This is a genomic window from Salmonella sp. WC3, from assembly GCF_042932255.1.
Taxonomy (GTDB): Bacteria; Pseudomonadota; Gammaproteobacteria; order Enterobacterales; family Enterobacteriaceae; genus Salmonella; species Salmonella enterica.
Genome location: NZ_CP170629.1, coordinates 1,243,965 through 1,263,461, shown reverse-complemented (window position 1 = coordinate 1,263,461; position 19,497 = coordinate 1,243,965). Strand labels below are relative to the sequence as shown.

General features: G+C 55.4%; 14 protein-coding genes and 1 pseudogene. 1 reads left to right on the top strand and 14 read right to left on the bottom strand.

The features are described from left to right. Positions 1-358: 358 nt before the first annotated feature. A pseudogene (locus tag ACFK9X_RS05900) lies at positions 359-932 on the bottom strand (integrase core domain-containing protein); the annotation flags it as partial. After that, complete coding sequence (locus ACFK9X_RS05895; protein ID WP_001224073.1) at positions 866-1,063, bottom strand: transposase; 198 nt, start codon at positions 1,061-1,063, stop codon at positions 866-868. The gene ACFK9X_RS05895 and the pseudogene ACFK9X_RS05900, both read right to left, overlap by 67 nt. A gap of 52 nt (positions 1,064-1,115) precedes the next feature. On the opposite strand from ACFK9X_RS05895, the gene ACFK9X_RS05890 reads away from it, so the two are divergent. Beyond that, a complete protein-coding gene (locus ACFK9X_RS05890) occupies positions 1,116-1,421 on the top strand; it encodes a SymE family type I addiction module toxin (RefSeq protein ID WP_010989118.1) in 306 nt (101 codons plus the stop codon). A 74-nt stretch (positions 1,422-1,495) separates the two neighbouring features. Here ACFK9X_RS05890 and ACFK9X_RS05885 read toward each other — a convergent pair whose 3' ends face one another. From ACFK9X_RS05885 to tssK, 12 genes are all read right to left on the bottom strand, one after another. After that, positions 1,496-1,921 (bottom strand): hypothetical protein, encoded by a 426-nt coding sequence (locus ACFK9X_RS05885; RefSeq protein ID WP_000682228.1) that lies wholly within the window; start codon positions 1,919-1,921, stop codon positions 1,496-1,498. Next, positions 1,918-6,633 (bottom strand): RHS repeat-associated core domain-containing protein, encoded by a 4,716-nt coding sequence (locus ACFK9X_RS05880; protein ID WP_225321147.1) that lies wholly within the window; start codon positions 6,631-6,633, stop codon positions 1,918-1,920. The genes ACFK9X_RS05885 and ACFK9X_RS05880 overlap by 4 nt, the downstream gene beginning before the upstream one ends. 15 nt (positions 6,634-6,648) lie before the next feature. Next, positions 6,649-7,107: a DcrB-related protein gene (locus tag ACFK9X_RS05875; protein ID WP_000186513.1), complete on the bottom strand. Its 459-nt coding sequence runs from the start codon at positions 7,105-7,107 to the stop codon at positions 6,649-6,651. A 59-nt stretch (positions 7,108-7,166) separates the two neighbouring features. After that, complete coding sequence (locus tag ACFK9X_RS05870) at positions 7,167-9,398, bottom strand: type VI secretion system Vgr family protein (protein WP_151115845.1); 2,232 nt, start codon at positions 9,396-9,398, stop codon at positions 7,167-7,169. 396 nt (positions 9,399-9,794) lie between these two features. After that, entirely contained in the window at positions 9,795-10,316 is a 522-nt protein-coding gene (locus tag ACFK9X_RS05865) for a DUF2778 domain-containing protein (RefSeq protein ID WP_000968384.1), read from the bottom strand. 23 nt (positions 10,317-10,339) lie between these two features. Beyond that, positions 10,340-10,756: a DUF2195 family protein gene (locus tag ACFK9X_RS05860; RefSeq protein WP_001596567.1), complete on the bottom strand. Its 417-nt coding sequence runs from the start codon at positions 10,754-10,756 to the stop codon at positions 10,340-10,342. Beyond that, positions 10,753-11,541: a TagF domain-containing protein gene (locus tag ACFK9X_RS05855; RefSeq protein WP_151115843.1), complete on the bottom strand. Its 789-nt coding sequence runs from the start codon at positions 11,539-11,541 to the stop codon at positions 10,753-10,755. The genes ACFK9X_RS05860 and ACFK9X_RS05855 overlap by 4 nt, the downstream gene beginning before the upstream one ends. Continuing rightward, positions 11,541-15,410 carry a type VI secretion system membrane subunit TssM gene (gene tssM, locus ACFK9X_RS05850; protein WP_023197901.1) on the bottom strand — a complete coding sequence of 1,290 codons (3,870 nt, stop codon included), beginning with the start codon at positions 15,408-15,410 and terminating at the stop codon, positions 11,541-11,543. Before tssM ends, ACFK9X_RS05855 begins: the two co-directional genes overlap by 1 nt. 33 nt (positions 15,411-15,443) lie before the next feature. Next, positions 15,444-15,875 (bottom strand): Shiga toxin A subunit, encoded by a 432-nt coding sequence (locus tag ACFK9X_RS05845; RefSeq protein ID WP_151117903.1) that lies wholly within the window; start codon positions 15,873-15,875, stop codon positions 15,444-15,446. A 202-nt stretch (positions 15,876-16,077) separates the two neighbouring features. After that, on the bottom strand, positions 16,078-16,851 hold the full coding sequence (locus tag ACFK9X_RS05840) for a Rap1a/Tai family immunity protein (RefSeq protein WP_151115841.1): 774 nt from the start codon (positions 16,849-16,851) through the stop codon (positions 16,078-16,080). After that, positions 16,852-18,156 (bottom strand): type VI secretion system protein TssL, long form, encoded by a 1,305-nt coding sequence (gene tssL / locus ACFK9X_RS05835; protein WP_151115839.1) that lies wholly within the window; start codon positions 18,154-18,156, stop codon positions 16,852-16,854. Then, a complete protein-coding gene (gene tssK / locus ACFK9X_RS05830) occupies positions 18,153-19,496 on the bottom strand; it encodes a type VI secretion system baseplate subunit TssK (protein ID WP_000118732.1) in 1,344 nt (447 codons plus the stop codon). Before tssK ends, tssL begins: the two co-directional genes overlap by 4 nt. Position 19,497 lies beyond the last annotated feature (1 nt).

The following is a 19,497-nucleotide window of genomic DNA, read 5'->3' as shown; positions in this document are numbered from 1 at the left end:
CATCTCCTAACTCGACGGTAAGATTATTAGTTAACTTTTCCTCGCAGGGAAGATCTTTAATGGAAAATCTTGTTTTCCGAAACGGAAAAGCAATTATAACGCTCCAACGAGAGTCTCAACACTAAGAGCTGACTGACACAGGCCAGACTGATTATACAGGCATGAAAAAGCTCTCCCCTTCCTTTCAGTTCTTGCTGGATTATGCAAACGTCGCACCACCTCCCCGTGAACATGGCACATTAATTTGAAGCAACTCTCATCCGGTATCGCTTTTCAGTGCAGCGAAATTCATCGCAGGTGCCCCTGTAAATAGACCCGTTTTAGTTCCATGCATTTTTAAGATTCCGGCCAGATAACGTTATTGGCGGTATTCCTCCGGTATCATATTGTTCCGCGATTCATATGGACGTTCGCAGTTATATTCTGATAACCCTTTATCCGTAATTTCCCGCACCTCATTCAGCGTTCTGAACAGATAAGAATTGAGTATTTCTGTACGGTATGTCCGGTTAAAACGCTCGATGAAAACGTTTTTCTTCGGCTTACCCGGCTGGATAAACGCCAGCTTTACTACATGTTTCTTTGCCCATTCAGCCAGTGCCAGCGAGATAAATTCCGGTCCCTTATCCATACGCAGCATGGCCGGATAACCGCGGTTGCTGTAATCCTGTCGAGTACACGGACCACTCGCAGAGCTGGCAGATTCAGATCGATTTCAATCGACAACGCTTCACGATTACAGTCATCAACAACATTGAACGTGCGAAAACGACGCCCATAAACCAGCTCTGGTTCAGCGCTTCCGGCGTGACCAGTGGCGAGGGATTGCGTACCGGCAGCCGTTGTTTACCCTTACGGCGAAAATTCAGCTTGAGCAGACAGTAAATACGGTGGAGCCTTTTGTGATTCCACGCGTATCCCTGCCGCCGTATCCAGACCTCCAGTTGTCCCTGGTGGCTTCAGAAATACCGGCCTCCCGGTAGACATCTTTAACAGTCCGTCCGGATTCGACTGATCTAATCACAGCGATGATCTGGTGCGCAGTAATACGGGCTTTACGCATAGCGATCTCCTGCGTTGGCAGATTGATTATGTCGGATGATCTCTAAATGTGAATGGCTCGATTATGCGGGATACTTACATACTCACGCGTTGAGAGACTTTCAGTTCGTTTGTACGGTGAATGGATGCCGCAGGCGGGGTTTATTAACGGGATGCCCGTCAAGGTGCGGGTAATGAGGGATTGCATCGTGATCACGCCGCAGCATACCCGCGGACTCTTTGTCTGTATTGAAGGGATGGGCGTGACTTTTATTAATCAAAAGAAGGTGAAAGCGTGGCTAAAAACCTTTCCGGGGGCGCTGAACGATACCGGGGATATTCCGGTGATTAAGCGGAGCAGGCTCGAAGGCGGGATTTGATGGGGGTTAAATAATAAAAGCCGGGAATTTAAATCTCCCGGCATATTTAAAAAATAAAATATCACCTCTTATTCTCACCGAAGAGAAACCATGCCCAGCCTACCATTTTGAGATAAACAAATTGAAATGCCATCATGAGTTAAATAAAACAATTTATTATCATTATTTATGTCAAATTCATTTTCATTCGCTAAATTTAACCAATCATTGATCTCCCAATTCATTGTCTTATCAAACGTAATCACCCGTTCTCTATTGCTATGAAAATCAATATCTATAGCTATCACATAGTCTCCTTCGGAAAGGAAACTAACATTACCATAAAGCCAATAATATATTTTTGATTTCTTACCCATTCTTGCCACTGGTAGTTCTGGCTCTCCCATTATTTCATGAAGTTGAGCAATAGATGAGCCAACACATAAACCTTTAATAGAAAGATCTTTAATAACATTCATTACATCCAATTTAAATGCAGGATTCCATTTATTATGTTTCATACACACCCTCCACGTGTATTATGTCTTTCCACGTTTCGGGCAATATCACGAAACTCTCTTGATCGACCATTAGCCAAATCACGCAAAGATCCAGTTTCTCTTTTTGCATGATCAAGAACAGATTGCACCGCTTCATTTGCCTTATTCAGTATATCATTTCTGAATCTGACATCTTTTTCAAAATGTTCTTTAGCCAATGCAATTGCTTTTGTTACTTTTGGACTTCCTGCTTCATTTGGGATTGCATTTGTAAATGTTATACCACCTTTATTATCAGGTCTTACAGATAATTCAACACCACCAGGGGCATAAAAATGAAGTCCTTTTTGAACAACATCACCATAACCAGGGGAATGAATTTGCCAGGTTGTATAATCAAGTCCTAATGGATCGATCCATCTAATCGGATTAGGCGCATACTGATAAAGGTTTATCCCGCCTTTTAACCCTATCGGATCGCCCGATATAAACTTCCCGATATCCGGATCATAAAATCTGTACAAATTGTAATGCAGCCCCGTTTCCCTGTCCAGATATTGCCCCTGGAAACGCAGGTTCTGCTGTACGGGCCGGGTTTCTTTTTCATGCGTCAGGTTCCCCCATACCTGATAGCCCGCTTCCCAGACAATATTGCCCCCGCCGTCCGTCATCTCCTCCGGCGCGCCGTTTACGTCCGTATGGTAATACAGCACCTCATCCGCTTCGCCCGGCGCCGCCCTGTCCACCCGCGCCAGCGGCTCGTGGCTCCCCTGGTCGCTGTAGATATACAGGCTGCTGCTTCTCCCCAGCCTGCACTCCTGCGCCAGCCGCATTCCGTCCCATAAAAACGTCGTCCGGTTATACGGCTTTCCTTCCGCGTCCAGTTCGTGCTTCTCCACCCGCCTGCCCGGCGCGTCGTACACGTACCCGTAACGCCGTACGGTGCTTCCCCGGATGACCGCCACTTCCGTCAGCCGGTGCTCCGCGTCCCAGCGGTAGTGCTGCGTGCCGTTGCGGCCCCGCTTTTCCACCACCCGGCCATATTCATCGTAACGGTAATGCAGCCCACGGTATGACGTTATCCGGTTGAACGGCACCACGCTGCCTGCACCCGCCTGCGCGGTCTCTCCCTGCCGCCTGTCCAGCAGGTTCGCCGCCGCGTCGTACTGCCAGCTGTCCAGGTATGCCTCATTCCGGCACGCCGTGATGCGCCCCGTCGTGTCGTAAAAATAATCCGTCACCCCCTGCCGGCTGTGCCGCTTTTTCAGCAGCTCATCCTGGCCACTATACGCATATTCCCGGTCAATAAACGTCTCCGGCACCACACCGCGCATTCCTTTACAGGTCAGTTTCCGCGTTAACCGGCCCGTCCGGTCGTACATCCGCCGCGTGTCCAGCCGCCCCTGGCTCCGCTGCACCTCACGGTGCAGGTGGTCGCGCGTGAACTCGCTGATGACATCACGCCCCAGGTTGATTTGCTGGAGATGGCCGCTCCCGTAGTACAGGTACCGCAGCATCCGCCCGTCCGGCATCTGCGTTTCTGTGCGGTTGCCCTGAACATCGTACCGGTGCTGCAGCAGGCCCTGCGCCGTCTCCTCGCTCAGCAGGTTACCCGCACTGTCATAGCTGAACCGGATAACTTCCGGCTCTCCGCCTTCCGCCGCATCATGCCGCCTGCGGCGGATTTCCAGCAGACGGTCCGCCGCGTCGTACCGGTATTCCGTGCGCGTCTCCGGCGTGGTTTTCGCCGTCAGCCTCCCCGCCGCATCACGCTCCAGACCGTGACGGATTTCTCCCCCGCGCTCCCCGCCGTATATCACCGCCGTCACCGCATTCAGCGCGTTATACCCGTATGCCCGGCGGCTGCCGCCGGGGTCCGTCTGTTCCGTCACCCGGTCCAGAACATCGTACCGGAACCGGTAGCTTTCCCCGTTCTCGTTCGTGAGCGTGGTCAGCCGCCCGTAAGCGTCGTACTCATACGCCGTCCTGCGACCCGTCGCATCCGTCTGCCTGCGCACCCGCCCCTGGCCGTCCCGCTGCCAGCGTGTTATCTGCCCCGCCGGGCTGGTGTATTTCACCAGCCGTCCCGCCGCATCCGGCTGGTAACGCTCCGTACGCCCGTCCGCGAACATGACCTCCGTCAGATGTCCGTTGCCGTCATAGCTGTAACGCGTACTGTTACTCTCCGCGTCCGTCACCCTTTCCAGCCGCGTGCGTTCATCATAAAACCATGCCGTCTGCGAGCCAGAACAGTCCGTGTGGCGCATAAGCTGCCCGTCTTCGTTCCACTGCAGGTATTTATCTCCGCCCCGCGCGTCGGTTATCCGCACCACCTGGCCGTGCCGGTCATACCCGTATACCGTGCGCTGGTGCAGCGGGTCGCTGACCGCCTGCAGGTTGCCCCGCTCATCATACTCATAACGCCACGCCGCCCCCGCGGCATCCACCTCCGTTTCCGGCTGGTGCCACACCGGATGCCACTGCGTCTGCTCAACCCGGCCCAGCGGGTCATGCGTCTCCGTCAGATGGCCGAGACGGTCATAGACATAACGCCATTTGCCGCCCTGCGCGTCCGTCATCCCCAGCAGTAACCGCTCTTCATCGCTCCAGCGGAAAGTGGTCATCTGCCCGGCCTCGTCCCGGTACGCCGTCACCAGGCCCTGCGCATCCCACCAGTGGCAGCGCGTACGCCCCAGACTATCCGTCACGCACAGCGAACGTTCTGCCAGATTCCAGTCCAGACGGTACTGCTCGCCGCTGTCCGTATGATGGCCCGTCACCCTCCACGCCGCATCGTCCGGGCCTTCAAACCACGCCCAGGAGTAGTAATACCGTTCGCCGCCCGGCTCCCGGTGCATCGTCATGCAGTCGTTGTCGTCATACGCAAACTCGCGCTGATACTGACCTGCGTTGTCCACCACCCCGTTCAGCCGCCCCGCCTCATCGTAGCGGTAACGCCGCAGCAGCTCCGGCTCCCCTTCCGGGTAATGGCGGAAGATGCGCGTCACGCGCTGCGGGTGCGCTGCCAGCTCATAGTGCAGCCGGATGCAGGGGCGCTGCCGATCGCCGCTGATTTCCACCAGACGCCCGTGGTTGTCGTAGGTCAGGTGCTGGCAGTTACTGTTGCGGTCGCCCAGCATTTTCAGCCGCCGACGCTGTGGGCTGAACGGGTCCGCTTCAAACAGCCTGTACACGCCGTCATCACTGCTGATAAGCCAGTGGCCCTGTTCGCTGCGCCGCACTGCCAGCCCCTCGCCGGGGCTGTAAAAACCGCTCCCCGGCTCCACCGCCTGCAGGTCAATTCGCCGTCCCATTGGGGATACATACGTCATGCAGTTTTCATCCGGGTTGTCCGGCGTACGCTCCAGGCACACTTCATACAGCACGCTCCAGCCCCGCCCGAACATCCCCTCCGTCCGTTCATCACGGCTGCTGTAGGTCCGCTGCCACTCCAGCGGGAAGTGGCCGGGCAGACTGAAATCAACGTCATCATCGCCTGCCAGGTACTTGGCTCCGGTGGCGGCGTTTACCGGGCGGTTCAGCGCACTCCCCGCCTTCTGAACCATCATGTTAATGCCCAATCCCATCATAAAGCAGGCACTTTTAGCTGACGCCCGTCCGGGCTGCATGAACGTCAGCGCAATGGTGGTCACCAGGGTTATTTGTGACTTACCGCTTTTGATATCCCGTACCACCAGAAGCGGCCCGCCGATACGTACATCACCGGATACATGTACGCCGTTCTCAGGCTCATCCACCACTTTTGCCTCGCAGGTACAGCGTACCCCGCTGCGCGCCGCAGGCTGGCTGTTGATACGCACATCCCGCGTCCCTTCGGCGATATATTCTGCTGCGGGCGGCTCATCGTCGCCTTTGAACAGGTTCGACACGCTGCCGATAAGCGCGCTTGCCTCCTGAAAACCGGTTTCCAGCACATCGAAAGTGTTCATCGCCCCCAGTACCGTCCCCACCGGGTCATCCGTCAGCGCCTGCAGTTTCTGCGCCATAAACTGGGTGAATGAAGAGGGATGTTTGTGGCAGTCGATTTTATCATCCTGTTTCGGGTCAGACCCCGGATATGCCGTTGCCACCGTGGGCTGCCACATCTCTGAAATAAAGTGGCCCGTGTCGGAAAGCATATCGCCCGCCTCTGCCAGAGCATCATTTCCCAGCGAGGCCCATCCTTCCGCTGATCCCATCCGGCTCACCACGGAAACGACGCCCTTAGCCATATTCTCTGCCCGGCCTTTTACTGCATCCAGATATTCCCCGGCCACATCCCACATTGATTTGGCGTCCTGCCTGCGTTTTTCTTCTTCTGCCTCTGCCTGCGCCTGCGCATCCAGGGTTTCCACATCATGGCGTGATAATGCCGTTGCCGCCGCCCGCGCCGCCCGTTTGCTGTTAATCCGGGTGTCGCCTGAGCCGGTCAGGATATATCCCTCAATTTTCGGCGGAAAAAGGCTGTTGGCTATGTCTTCACAGGCTTTACTGATTTTCTCCCCGGCGCCACTCAGCAACATCGTCGCGCCGACCACGGTCCCCACAAGTAATACGGCGCTGCATCCCAGCGTTGCCACCGTAGCCCCCGTCGCCAGCGCCACAACAGCCAGTGCCGCAAAATCAATAACCGCATTGATGGCGAATTCCAGCGCACTGCCCACCAGATCTGCCAGAAAGGACGTATGCAGCAGCGCGTCGCCTTCCCTTGCCGCCCAGAATGCTTCTCCCATACCACACTCCCTGTGTTATTGTCCGGTTGCCGTGTTTTCCGGGTCCAACCTGAAACGCAGATTCTTTTTGATATCCGCCCAGCGCCCCCTATCCGCTTCGGTTAACGCTGTTGAGCGGGCATAGGTCAGGGCCATCATTACCCGGCTGCTCTGTAGCACAAATACCGCCTGGTACTGGTATACATGCTCATTACCCCGGATGAACTGACTCTGTATTTCCAGCCCCTCCATTTTCCCGTCAATACCCAGCCGGACAACCTGTGCTGGCGTATAACGCAGTTCCTTAACCTGCTTTTCCAGTTTTTTCATCTGTTGTTCAACCTGGGACGCCAGTTCATCACCGTCCTGCATTTTGCCGCGGCTGATAATCAGCGCCGCATCCGGATCGCTCAGGCGGATCATATTGAGGGTGCTGTCCTGGGATATATTACCGGAGAAACTCAAGATGGCTTCGTTGATATAATAGTTCGTCATGATTATATAAAATCCTTTTTGGTCTGAAAGTGTTGATAAGTCCGGCACTAAAATAAAAACTATTCTTTGGGTGGGAAAGTTTCCTTAATTACTGCTGCCATTGCTGTTTTTTCTGACTCACCAAATGTTCCCACTTTGGTTTCTCTTTTATTCATATTTAAATCCAGCTGCCCTTTTATAGTATTAATCTGACCATCGGCATCTGTTGCAGTAATATTGAACGTTTTACAGGTTACGTAAAATTCCCCCTTACTGCTCATGTACAGAACGGTGTCACCACAACTCAGAGTAATAGAATCACCCGCTGCCAGATATAACTCTTTTACCGTCTGAATGGTTTTATTTCCTCCGGCCAGAGAGGTATCGTCATACTGAACTTTATGGTCGCGGACAGCGCCAATAGTGGCTATTTCTGACTGATCAATGACCTTAACCCGATTATTCCCCACCCAGTGACTTTCATTATTATTAACTTCAATACGCTGATCTTTTTCAGCATGTAGCCAGACCTCTTCACTACCGGGTTTATCTTCAAAACGCAGAGCGTTGGCATTGGTCGGTCCGCCGCCGATAGTGTGGCTGTATATCCCGCTCTGTGTTGCCGCGCCCGGCAGTCCCCACGGCGGCATGGTGTCCTGGTTGTAGGTACGCCCCACGATGATCGGCAGATCCGGATCGCCGTTTTTGAAATCCACCAGCACTTCCTGGCCGATACGCGGGATCTGGATCATCCCGAAGCCTTTGCCCGCCCATGGGTAGCTGACGCGTATCCAGCAAGAGCTGTTTTCATCCATTTTGCCGTAGCGATCCCAGCCAAACTGTACCTTTACCCGCCCGTACTGATCCGTCCAGATTTCCTGGCCCGCCGGGCCGGTGACGATGGCGCTCTGCGGCCCTTTGGTGTGGGGTTTGCTCACCGTCCGCTGCGGGCGGAACACCTCGCGGGTGGGGTGCAGTTCAAAACGGGTGGAAAAGGTAAAGTGCTGGTCCTGCCCGCTGTGCTGCGCGTTGTCCTGCACAAACAGCAAGGTCTGCATCAGCAGGTATTCCTGATTGACTTCGGCAGTGGGATAGTTTTCCAGCGTGAAGGTATAACCGGTCATGAGTGTGCGGATATTCCCTCCCCCCAGCACCCGACTGCCGGGGCTGCGCTGCGCTTCCATACGAATGCGCGTCAGCATCTCGCCTTCACTCTTGTCGAAGTAGTCTCCCGGCCACTCATAATGCTCGTAGGTGGCATGACCGGTTTCACGCGGGTTTGCCACCGTGTTTGCCAGCAATGAACGTGGCTTCGTAAAATCGAAATCATCCAGCACCCACTGTCCAGTCCGCAGACTCTCGTTTGCCGTGATAGTGTGGATAAACTCCTTGTCCAGCTTCAGCCCTTCCTGGTGCCACTCGACCAGCGGCGAGTCCGGACATGCTTTGTGGGCGCTGATGGCATCCGCCAGCACCAGCGTGTGGCTGTCCTCACTGTGCTCAAACCACCAATAGATGCCCCACTCCTGCATCAGTCGCTGAAGAAAATCAAAATCAGTTTCACCGTACTGCACCTGCCAGGTGCGTACCGGGTAGCTTTCCACCAGCCGCTTTTCCACCGGGTAGGGGTATTCCGCCAGCACTTCATCCAGAATATCCACCACGGTTTTATTCTGGAATGCTTTGTAGTCGCTGGTATGGGTCAGCAGTTTCAGCCACGGCTCCATACGTAGCTCATAGGTAACCGAACGCCCTTCATGGCCCACCACCCGCGCCGCCGTGACCAGCCCGCTGATATGTCGTTTACCGCCACCATCCAGTTCGATGTTGACGCACAGATCTTTGCCCACCATCGGTTTGAGCGGCAGGTTGGCCGCCGGGGAGACATAGCCCAGATTCAGGGTGTCGGGCGTTTTTAGCTGTACCACATAGCTGAACAGTTCACTTAATGTTTCGCCGCCGTCCAGGCTGGCGAACAGTAATGCGCCCGGCGGTACGGCGCTGCCGCTGACCGTCACATTATGCGCCCCCGGCCCGCCTGCAACAGCGGAGACGATGGCCGATACCGCATCCTGCGCCATACCTGCGGCGGCGGCCTGCGCCGCTGCCACCGCGGCTTTCACCAGTCCTGATGGCTCCGGCAATGCGCCAAACAGCGATCCCGCAGCCTGTTCCACGGCGGCTTCCGCCGCATCTGCCACGCTTCCGGCGACTGAATCTGCGGTGACACCGCCACTTTCTCCGGTTATCGGCGGCGTGGTTGTCGTCAGCCCTCCTATACCGGATTTATTATTTGTGGATACAAAACTCATGGTAGTGACTCCTTTAATACCGGATTAAAATAAATAGACTCACCGTCAGGAAACAGTGCCCCGCACTTTATAATGCAACCAGCCTGTTATATTTAAATATTTACCAGAAGAACAGGGTATATTGCTGACAAGAGCCATGAAAATAAAAACACAAAAATTAGCACATAACATAAATACTGAATTACATAAATAAGGAAATGAATATAACAATATTATGATTTTATTTTTATTACGCTTACCAGATTCGCATTGCATTTTATAAAAATTTGATTAATAACCAGCACACCGCCAGTCATATACTTTATCATTGGTGCTCGTTACTTATCTGGCCACCATTGTAATCATTGTCAACCACAGCATGTTCAGACACGATAATTTGATCCGGTTTTAACGGTATTATTGTTTTGTTCCACCATTCGTTTGCTGACCAGAAACATACTTAACATTAACCGTAAATGTCTTTTCACCATTTTCTTTTTCCGTCTCCTGTTTCAGAATACGGAAAAACACCGGTTCCACTTCAATACAACCATGGCTGTAACCTTTGGTGGAATCATGGATATAAAAACCACCCCGCTTGCCCCCACAGGCTTTTCGGGTCTTCTCATCCGCTGATTCCAGCCGGATACGGTTATATCCCCAGTTCGCCCAGTATATTTCACATGTTCCGGCAGCCTGGCCTCGCGGAATGGTACTCCAGCCCCATGATGGTCCCAGATCACAATCCGCAGCATTTCTTATCGGTGCCTCCCCCTGAAACTGAATAAACAATTTATAATTCCCTTCCGGTATCGCCGCATCCGGCACACACTGTTTATCTGGCCACTGTAAATCCGGTAACCCCGTGGTCGCCTTAAATATCCCGATACCAGGCCATGTCAGCTTTTGTCCGTCAAAAGTCAGTCTTACTGCCATCATCTTCTCTCTGACTATTCTGTGTATTACAGCGGTGGTGTACAACGTATCATTAGCGCCAGCTTCTGATCCCGTACAGACTGGTTATCCACCGATAATACAAAGCTGAAAGGATAACGTCCCTGCATCTTCGCCAGTGAGATATTCCCCTCCTGAAGGGAATATGCACTTCCGCGTCCGTAACCCTCAACATCCTGCGCCAGTAAGCTGGTATAGTTGATTAATGTTGAGAAACAGCCACATTCACCGGTACTTTTTTTCAGTGTGACCGTTGTTTTCAGAATGGTAAGGTTATCCATTTCCTGACGATGAACGGGATGGATATCCACACACTCCGCCAGCGGGTTATCAATGTTTACATCTGTTCCGCCCCAGGCAAATACGGGCAGGAACATTCCTGCACAGGCAGACATAAACAGAACCTCTACAGCGTACTTTTTCACAGCATCTGACCTCTATTTTTTTCATCCACCAACCGCAGCGCATCCACATACCGCCCTTCACTGTTCTGCTGCCAGAACCAGCCTTGCCCCGGTGTTGCCTGCCCCAGCGTCTTACCCGGCCAGCCCGGCCACGGCAGATAACGCACGCCCGGCAGTTCTACTACCGGTGCTTCATCCGGCAGCCCGGTCAATTCCCGGCTGCGCTGCGATGTACGTCGTAACCCGCGCAGCCACTGCGCCCACCACGGCCCCGGCTGCCACATCGCCCATAGCTGGTCCACCTGATCGGTCAGCCGCCCGCGCCGCATCGTGTCCGGCGTGATATGCTGCGCCGCCAGCCTCGCCAGCCAGTACAGCCAGCCCTGCGTCTCCTGCAAACTCTCGTCCAGCCACTCCCGACCGCAGCGCTGGTAAATCACCAGCGGCCACGGGCGCCCCACGCTATCCCGTGACGCCATCAGCACTCCGGTCAGCCAGTCAGTCGTCCCACCCATCGGCAAAAATCCCGGCGACATCACAAAGCTCCACGGCAGCGGATGGTGTTCCGGCGCGGGCATATCATGTTCGCCACGCGGCGACAGGTGCATCCAGCCGTCACGCTCTTCATCGGTCGTCTGGCCTCCCGGCAACACGATATGCCGCCCGCTGCCCACCCACGTCTGGCGGTTCAGCCAGTCCTGCCATATTCGTCCCTCTTCAGCGCCCACTCGCCAGCGCACATAGTCGCGCTGGTCCGGCAGCCTGCCGAACATCGCCGGGGCTGATACCACTGCTGGCCGGCGCATTACAGCGCCCTCGCCGGGCAACTGAAGTTCTGCAACAGCTCCCGGCTGACCGGGTTAAAATCCCGCCCGGCGGTGATTTCCAGCACCACCCGGCGACCGTCAAAATCATATTCCACCAGTTGACGCCCCCGCACCGCCGTTTCCTGTACCATTCCGGCGTCCAGCAGATGAAACAGCGCCCACGGCCCGCCGGTCAGTAGCGTTGAGGTGTCCTGGCGAATACGCGGGCTGGCGGTGATTTCCGCCATCGAGCCGTTGCGCGGTCCCGGCCACGTTACTTTCAGGGGACGGTCCGGACCATGGGCGTAGCGCAGCACCTGGCCGTCGATATCAATCACCAGTTCCGTGATGGCCGGGTCCATATCCACCACGCTAATCTGCATCGACCAGGAAAATTTTTTCCCGCCCTCGCTGTTAAAAAATACGCTGCGGATCTGCTTCGCCTGCTGAAACGGCGTTAAATCCGGCCCCTGCAACGTCATGTTGCCTTCGGTCGGTTTGTAGCGCCACGGGTCGCTGGCGGTGTCCGCCAGCGGAGCCAGTTGTTTGCTCCAGAAAGCATCCAGTACGCCGCCGCTGGCGAAGATGCGGTTAAAGTCCTCGGCGCTGACCTCCTGCGGACTGTCGGCGAACGGATAGCGCCCGTCGATGGCGTCACGGCAGTCGTCGCCCATCATCGCCTCCATCTGGGTGTTCAGCACGTCGCCGGTCCCGGCGTTGATTTTGCGCGTTCCCTGCTTCGTCAGATCCAGCAGGATGTTTTTCAGCGGCGCAGGCAGTTTCGCCGCCTCCAGTTGCAACTTGTCTGCGGCAGTAATGCGCGCTGGCAACGTCCCCGCCGCCAGCGCGCTATCAGCAATGGTCAGTTGGGTGTAATACTCGTTGAGCATGGTCAGCAGCGAAGCGATCTGCATCGTCCCACCGCCGCTCTGTCCGCCGTCCGTCCGCCCGGCAATGACCTCGCGCAGCGCGGCGAAACGGTCATCCACCAGCGTTTTTTCCAGCCGTTCTTCCGGGTGAATATCCTGGAACAGTTTTGCCGTCTGTACCACTTTCCCCGCGTTACCGGATGCGCGCTGCGCCAGTTGTTTCTGTCTGGCCTGCGGGTCCGGCGGCGGCACCAGCGTGGTCTGCTCCACCACCGCTTTTCCCAGCCGCATCAGCGGTGAGTCCGGCGACGCCAGGGTGCGCAGCACCTGTAAATCATAAGCCAGGCCGGAACTGCCCTCTTCCCCGGCACTGTTGATACTATGGATACTGTCCAGAAAATCCTGCCAGCGGCGGGCATATTCCGTCAGGTACAAACGGCGGACTTCGCGGGCGACAGACTGCTCCTGCCCCGGTATCTGGCTGCGCAGGCTGTCAGTCAGCTTTTTTGGCGTACTCTCCCGGCCCATCACCCAGCCATCGTTCGCCGTCGCCGCCGCCACAAATTCCGGTAATCGTTTGTCGAACAGCTCCCGGTATCCTTCACGGGTAAAAATACCCGGCACGCCCCGATCCAGCGGCGCGCCGTTGCTACGCACAAACACCGTTCCCGCATCCGCGCCGACGGCGCGTACCAGCGTGAACTCCTGCGGCGCTTCGCTCTCCATTGCCGCCAGCGCCCGCGCGTAGATACGCTCGGTACTGGTGTGACCGTCGAGGAATGCCCGCGCCTGGCGGATCAGCGCCTCATCTTTCTCATACGGTGAATGCACCACCCGGCTGCCGTCAAACAGCGCTTCGATATGCGTCAGCACGGCGGCGCGCCCGCCGAACCCGGCCACGCTGTCGCTGTTCCCCAGATCGTTAATCACCCACGACTGGATCTCCGCCGCGTTGTATTTATCTTCGTGATCTTTATCCAGATTCAGTAGCAGATAGATGCGCAGGGCATCGTAGGCCGCTTTACTATCCTGACGGGCAATGGCGTCCGCCAGCACATACTCCATCCGTTTCACCAGCGGCGGCAGCAGCAGTTGATCCAGCAGGCGGTTGTACAGCGACGCCACGCTGTCGGTTACCGGCGGTACGCTGTACAGGCCGTAGCGCCAGGTCAGCGGCGGCGCGTCCGGGTCCAGTTCCGGCCAGGCGGACAGTTCCCTTGCGCTGTCCAGCAGTGCCGGGACGGGAGCCATCGCCGGTTTACCGGTGTAGGCTTTCACATCACCGTCCAGCCGGGTCGCGCGGGCGCTGATTTCATTCAGATAGTCGCCGTTGGTCTGCTGGCTGGTCTGCATCCCCTGCCACAACAGGAATGCCAGCACCAGTACCAGCAGGTGCCCGCCGAGGCGCAGCAGGCGGTAACGCCAGGCCCACTGGAGGTTTGGCTCCACCAGGTGCGCTTCACGAAAAATAAACTGTGTCAGCAGGTCATGCAGGAAGTAGCTGCGGTTGCCGTCCGGCAGAGCGTGTGGGAGAGAGGCGGAGGATTCGCCACGGGCGGTTTTTATCGCCCGGACAAAGCGCTGCCAGATACTCAACTGGTCGGCCACGGCGTCGGCCTGCGCCTGCGCGGCGCTGGTGAAAAACACCCCGCGCAGCGTGTTATTCAGTTGCGTGGCATCGAATTTTGAATCGAGGAAGATCTGTTCAATAGCCTCCAGCAACGGCTCGCCGAGGGCGGCGAACTCACGCGGGAAGGTATACAGCCGCTGGCGGCTTTTAAGGTCGTACTCTTCCTGTAACCGGGTATCCAGTCCCTGATCCAACCGCAGCGTCAGGCGCGCCAGCTCCTGCGCGCAGGCGGCGTGCAGCGCCTGCGGGTCGCCCGCTTTTCGCCTGCGGCTGTACGGCAACGTGAAGCCCCAGATTTGTGCACGAAGATGGCTGGTCAGCGTGCGAAAATATTCGCTGAACCCCGGCAACAAATCCATTTTGGTGACCACCAGATAGACCGGAAAGCGAATCCCCAGGGTCTCGCGCAGTTCTGCCAGTCGCGCCCGCAGAGCGGCGCAGGCCGCCAGGCGTTCCGCCGGTGACTGTGCGGTTAAATCCGCCACGTTTAGCGTCAGGATCACGCCGTTAAGCGGCGCGCCGGGGCGATGTTTACGCAGCAGACCGAGAAAGCCCTGCCACTCTCCGGCGTTACGCTGCGCGGCGCTCGCTTCGCCGCCGTCATCGTGGCGGGCGTAGCGTCCGGCGGTATCAATCAACACCGCTTCGTTGGTAAACCACCAGTCGCAGTGTAGCGTGCCGCCACCCGGTACTGTCAGGATACGCGAGGTCTGCTCCATTTGCTCCGCCAGCGGGAACTGCAATCCGGTGTTCAGCAGGGCCGTGGTTTTGCCGTCGCCGGGACTGCCGACCACCATGAACCACGGCAGCTCATACAGAAAGCGTTTTCCCTCGAAGATTTTACGCCAGCCAGGCATATCCACCCGCAACTGCCGCAGCTGCCGGATGGCCTGCGTGACAATATGGTTGACGGTGCGCAGGTCGGCTTTGATCTCGCCTGCCACCGGTACCTCTTCCCCGCGCGGATGCAGGAAGCGACGCAGCAGTTGTTCATCCATACGCAGCGCACGCCACAGCCGGTACAGGCCGTACAGCGCGTACATCAGCAGGATGAAACCAATTAATGTCAGGCGGACCCACAGCGGCGCAAACGGATGGACATCGCCCAGGGCCAGCAGCGGTGTGACGAAGCCAATCGCCAGGCACAGGACACTGATGCCGATGATACTCATCGACCAGTTGACCAGCCACAGTACCAGCAGCATCAGCAACAGGGCAATGGTCACTACCCGGCTACCCACGGAGGCCAGCGGGCGCAGGGTATCAAATGACACCAGCGGCCCGACAAACCAGACCAGCAGCGCCAGAACCAGAACGCCCACAATCGCCAGCGCGCGCCGGGAAAAAAGCAGACTAAGAAATTTTTGCATTATATTTCGACTCGCCACCCAATAATCAATATTTTAAAATTCCCTGGATAAAGTAATATAACCATTAAATCTTACAGAACACTCATCAGCATTCATGAAGCTGGATGCAATGAAAATATCTTTTTCTTTATCTTTGTTAATATAGGTATATTTTGCCACGATAGATTTAACCTGATTTTCATAATAACTATCGAAATAGGTTTTTTTATCTAATATTGCCACTTTATTTTTGGCCTTATCTTTTTCATAATCCATCCTGGCCAGAGATTCTGCATAGACCTTAGATACAGGTGAGATATCAAGAATCTCTACCTTTGTTTTATCCTTTATAATAGTAGCGACATCTATATTCAGGTCATTTTTTATGGCATCAAATAATGATGACTCCATTGATGCTCCAACCGTAGCACACCCATAATCGTGCGCATAAGAAATGGCAGGAACACCCACCAACAGACAGACCATTACCTTAAACATATCAATATCTTACCACCAAGACTTTACCACCAAGACTTTATCTGAACTGGCAGCGATAACATTATCACAGGGTATACCTGTCATACTTCAGGCTGCATGTGCGTTGGCTTTCCTCGCTCACCCCAGTCACGAACTAATGTACGCTCCCGGGGATTCACTCCCTTGCCGCCTTGATGCAACTTGAATGATTTTATATCTTACAGGGATACTCTATTAATTTATTTATGATAAGTTCAGCCGCGCGAGAATTCAGTTCCTCATTGGTTTTATTTTTAAGAGAAACATAGACTAATTCATTTAATGTTAGCGTCTTAAATAAAGCGTATCCACACCACAGTTTGTTATCTGTCGCATCCTCCACGCCGAGCAGATAGATACCCGCCCTGAGTTTATCCCGTTGATTACCAGACACCCAAAATTTAAAAAAGTCATTACCTGAAAGATTAAGCGCATCCGGAGTCAGGGATAAAATGGGAGATGACCGGGAAGCAATTTTTATGGAGGAGTCTGTCCTCTGACAGGGAAAATTTTTAACTAATGCTTCCTCTATTAGTATTGAAGCCCTTACATCAGGCTTTTTCACTGCGTGCTGTTCAAACCAGGTCAGCACAGTATGGTTTATTGTTATACTGTCAACCTGACCATATCCACACCAGGCTTTACCTTCTGTCGCATCCTCCCCCCCCAGCATATACATCAGTGCATTGTCTTTTTTCTGTACGTTGTCAGTGGCATAAAATTTCAGGAAATCCCAAGTACTGAGGTTGACATTATCGGGGGAAATGAAGCCTGCGTTAATCGGGGATCCGGCAAAAGCGCCACCGGATAACAGGCAACATAAGATGATCAAAAAAACACGAACAGATCGTGTTATGTGATATGTCGCTGAGATCCGATAATAATCCCCCGTCACGCCACATATTGCCGAATGATGAGACACATCATAGGTCGATTTTTTTATCATTCACTCCACTACCAGAATTTCCACCCGACGGTTTTTCGCCCGCCCGGCTTTACTGCCGTTATCCGCCACCGGCACCGTATCGCCCTTGCCGACGATATGTACCCGTCCGGCAGGTACGCCGCCGGAGGTCAGCAACGCCGCAACTTCCGCCGCCCGTTTTTCCGACAGCACTAGGTTGGATGGGAATTCAGCCGAATGAATGGGCTGGCTGTCAGTGTGACCCGTTACAGTGACTGCGCCGCCCACGCGGGCGATTTCCCGCGCCGCTTTGTTAATCACTGGCCGGATTGCGTCACTCACCGTTTTTTGTCCCGGTACAAACATGGCGTCGCCACGGAAGACCACCCTACTGTGCTGGTCATCTTCGTCCACGGTCAGCAGGCCACGGGCGATTTCGTTTGCCAGCAGGATTTTCAGCCGCAGCTTATGAACCGGCACGGGCGGCGGCGGCAGTTTTATACCAATCGCATCAATATGCTGTTGTACGGTGACGGTCTGCACATCCATCCGGTGGCTGTAAAGGCCAAACAGCGTCAGCATCGCCAACAGGGCTATCCCGGCGCTCAGCCAGACCGGCACCCGGCGCATCCGCCGCAGTCGTCCGCTTATCGCCCCCTGAAAGTCAGGCGAGAGCGCGGGCATGACCGGATCGCGACGCTGTGAAAGCTGTGTCAGCAGTTGCTGACGAATATTGTGCAGTTGCTTACGCCCGTCTGGCTGCACGCTGTAGCGGCCTTCAAATCCCAGCCCCAGCAGGTGGTAGATAACCTCCAGTACGTTGCCATGTTCCTGGAAGCTGGCCGCCAGACGCCCGATGATCTGGAAAAGTTTTATCCCGCCTTCGCTTTCACCATGAAATGTTACCAGCAGGCTTTTTCCGGCCCAGACGCCGCGCCGTCCCCAGGTTGTGTTATTGGCGGCTTCATCAAGCGCCGTACACAGGCAGTAACGTACCGCCAGTACGTGCTCGCGCCGCAGGTTCGCCTGATCGCATAATGTCTGGTACAGATGCATCTCGCGTACCAGCAGATTACGGTAAGGCTCTACCAGGGCCGCATCCAGTTTAGCGGGCATGGCTGCGAGAGCGCACAATAAAGGCCGGGCAGCGGCGAGCAACGGGTTAGCCGCCGCGCTGATTTCAGCCAGCCGGAGTTTGCTGTCCGGACCGTCTTCAACGATGACATTGAGTTCCGTGCGCTGGCTGGTGTGTACCGGCGTTTCATATTCACTGTCCTTATGCTCCGGCGTGGTGGACAAAAAGGACATCATGTCCGCCGCTGGCGGCGTCAGGGTACTGTCTGTCATTTATCGCGCACTCCCCACAGTTCTGTCTCCAGCCCCGGAAATTCCCCGGCGGTATGCATGGCCATCCCGCCGTAACGGGCAATGTGTTCCCACAATGCTCCCTCGCGGCGGATGTCGTAATAGATGTATCCGGCCTGAAACGGGATTTGGCGCGGTGGTACAGGCAGAACCTGCAAAGCCAGCCCCGGCAGATGCGAGCGGATCAGTTCCGGCAGGCGATCGGATGGCCCGATTTTGGTCTGGGCGGCAAAATGTTGCAGTAGCACATCGGTCGGCATTGAAGCCTTTATCGCCAGTACCAGCGTGCTGAAATCGGCAAGATCGGAAGGGGCCACCACCGCATTCAGGATGCCGTAAGTCCCCTCTTTCAGCTCGATGCGCTGCGCGCCCCGGATCAGTACCGCGTTCAGCAGGAACTGCACCTCATCAACCAGCGATTTCAACCCGGCATAGGGCGTCAGGTGTTTGTACTCTTTGTATTCAGCGGGCCGTCGCGTTTGTGGACGCACATAGGTGGAGAGTTCCCCGGCCAGTTCGGACAGGTAGCGATACAACACTTCCGGGGCCAGCGGGGTTTTCGCCAGGTGAGTCAGCAGCGGCTCAAAGCGATTGAGAATTTGCAGCAGCAGGTAATCGGAGACCTCCGCTGCTTCATGGCCGTGGTTGTCGCTGCCGGTCAGCCGTTCCGCCAGCGAATCGGCCCGCATCCGGATGAGATCGTTGATCCACGACAGCCAGGTACACATCAGTGAACTGGCCTGATAATTAATGATGGGCGGGATCAGGTCGTGGTCGATATCTATCCGCCCGTCAGGGTTCAACCCGGTGATGCGGGTCAACGGCAGGCCAATCCAGGCGCCCGTCACCGCCTTTTCCGGCAGCAGCCGCAGGCGCAGATGACTGAGCTGTAATAACTGCGCGCCACGTCCCAGCGAGTTGGCGTCGCGGATGTCGTGTTCATGTACCGAGAAACGCGCCAGTGATTCCGGGTTATTGTCAAACGTGGTTTCTTCGCTGTTCGGCGCGCGTACCGGTACCGCCAGACAAATCTGCTGGTTCAGGTGCTCCGGCAGGATGGTCAGCGGCGGCGGCAGCGGGGTGTGGTCCGGTGCGTTAAACGGCGTGCCGTCAGGAAAAATCCCTGATGCCTCTTTCAGTATCAGTTTACCGATGTTCAGCGCTTCGCCATCAATATTGTAGTGGCTGAATCCCCAGAAAAAGGGGGTCAGCGGCAGGCTGCGGTAATGCATGACGTGTTCCAGATAACGCTCTTGCTGCTGAAACATCTGCGGCAGTAAAAATTGTCCTTCACTCCAGACTACGCGGTCATTCCAGCTCATA

What these genes read in the sequence shown, in the direction of transcription:
- ACFK9X_RS05895 (WP_001224073.1), bottom strand. Translation starts at nt 1,063, where the DNA reads ATGCGTAAAGCCCGTATTACTGCGCACCAGATCATCGCTGTGATTAGA.
- ACFK9X_RS05890 (WP_010989118.1), top strand. Translation starts at nt 1,116, where the DNA reads ATGGCTCGATTATGCGGGATACTTACATACTCACGCGTTGAGAGACTT.
- ACFK9X_RS05885 (WP_000682228.1), bottom strand. Translation starts at nt 1,921, where the DNA reads ATGAAACATAATAAATGGAATCCTGCATTTAAATTGGATGTAATGAAT.
- ACFK9X_RS05880 (WP_225321147.1), bottom strand. Translation starts at nt 6,633, where the DNA reads ATGGGAGAAGCATTCTGGGCGGCAAGGGAAGGCGACGCGCTGCTGCAT.
- ACFK9X_RS05875 (WP_000186513.1), bottom strand. Translation starts at nt 7,107, where the DNA reads ATGACGAACTATTATATCAACGAAGCCATCTTGAGTTTCTCCGGTAAT.
- ACFK9X_RS05870 (WP_151115845.1), bottom strand. Translation starts at nt 9,398, where the DNA reads ATGAGTTTTGTATCCACAAATAATAAATCCGGTATAGGAGGGCTGACG.
- ACFK9X_RS05865 (WP_000968384.1), bottom strand. Translation starts at nt 10,316, where the DNA reads ATGATGGCAGTAAGACTGACTTTTGACGGACAAAAGCTGACATGGCCT.
- ACFK9X_RS05855 (WP_151115843.1), bottom strand. Translation starts at nt 11,541, where the DNA reads ATGCGCCGGCCAGCAGTGGTATCAGCCCCGGCGATGTTCGGCAGGCTG.
- tssM (WP_023197901.1), bottom strand. Translation starts at nt 15,410, where the DNA reads ATGCAAAAATTTCTTAGTCTGCTTTTTTCCCGGCGCGCGCTGGCGATT.
- ACFK9X_RS05845 (WP_151117903.1), bottom strand. Translation starts at nt 15,875, where the DNA reads ATGGTCTGTCTGTTGGTGGGTGTTCCTGCCATTTCTTATGCGCACGAT.
- ACFK9X_RS05840 (WP_151115841.1), bottom strand. Translation starts at nt 16,851, where the DNA reads ATGATAAAAAAATCGACCTATGATGTGTCTCATCATTCGGCAATATGT.
- tssL (WP_151115839.1), bottom strand. Translation starts at nt 18,156, where the DNA reads ATGACAGACAGTACCCTGACGCCGCCAGCGGCGGACATGATGTCCTTT.
- tssK (WP_000118732.1), bottom strand. Translation starts at nt 19,496, where the DNA reads ATGAGCTGGAATGACCGCGTAGTCTGGAGTGAAGGACAATTTTTACTG.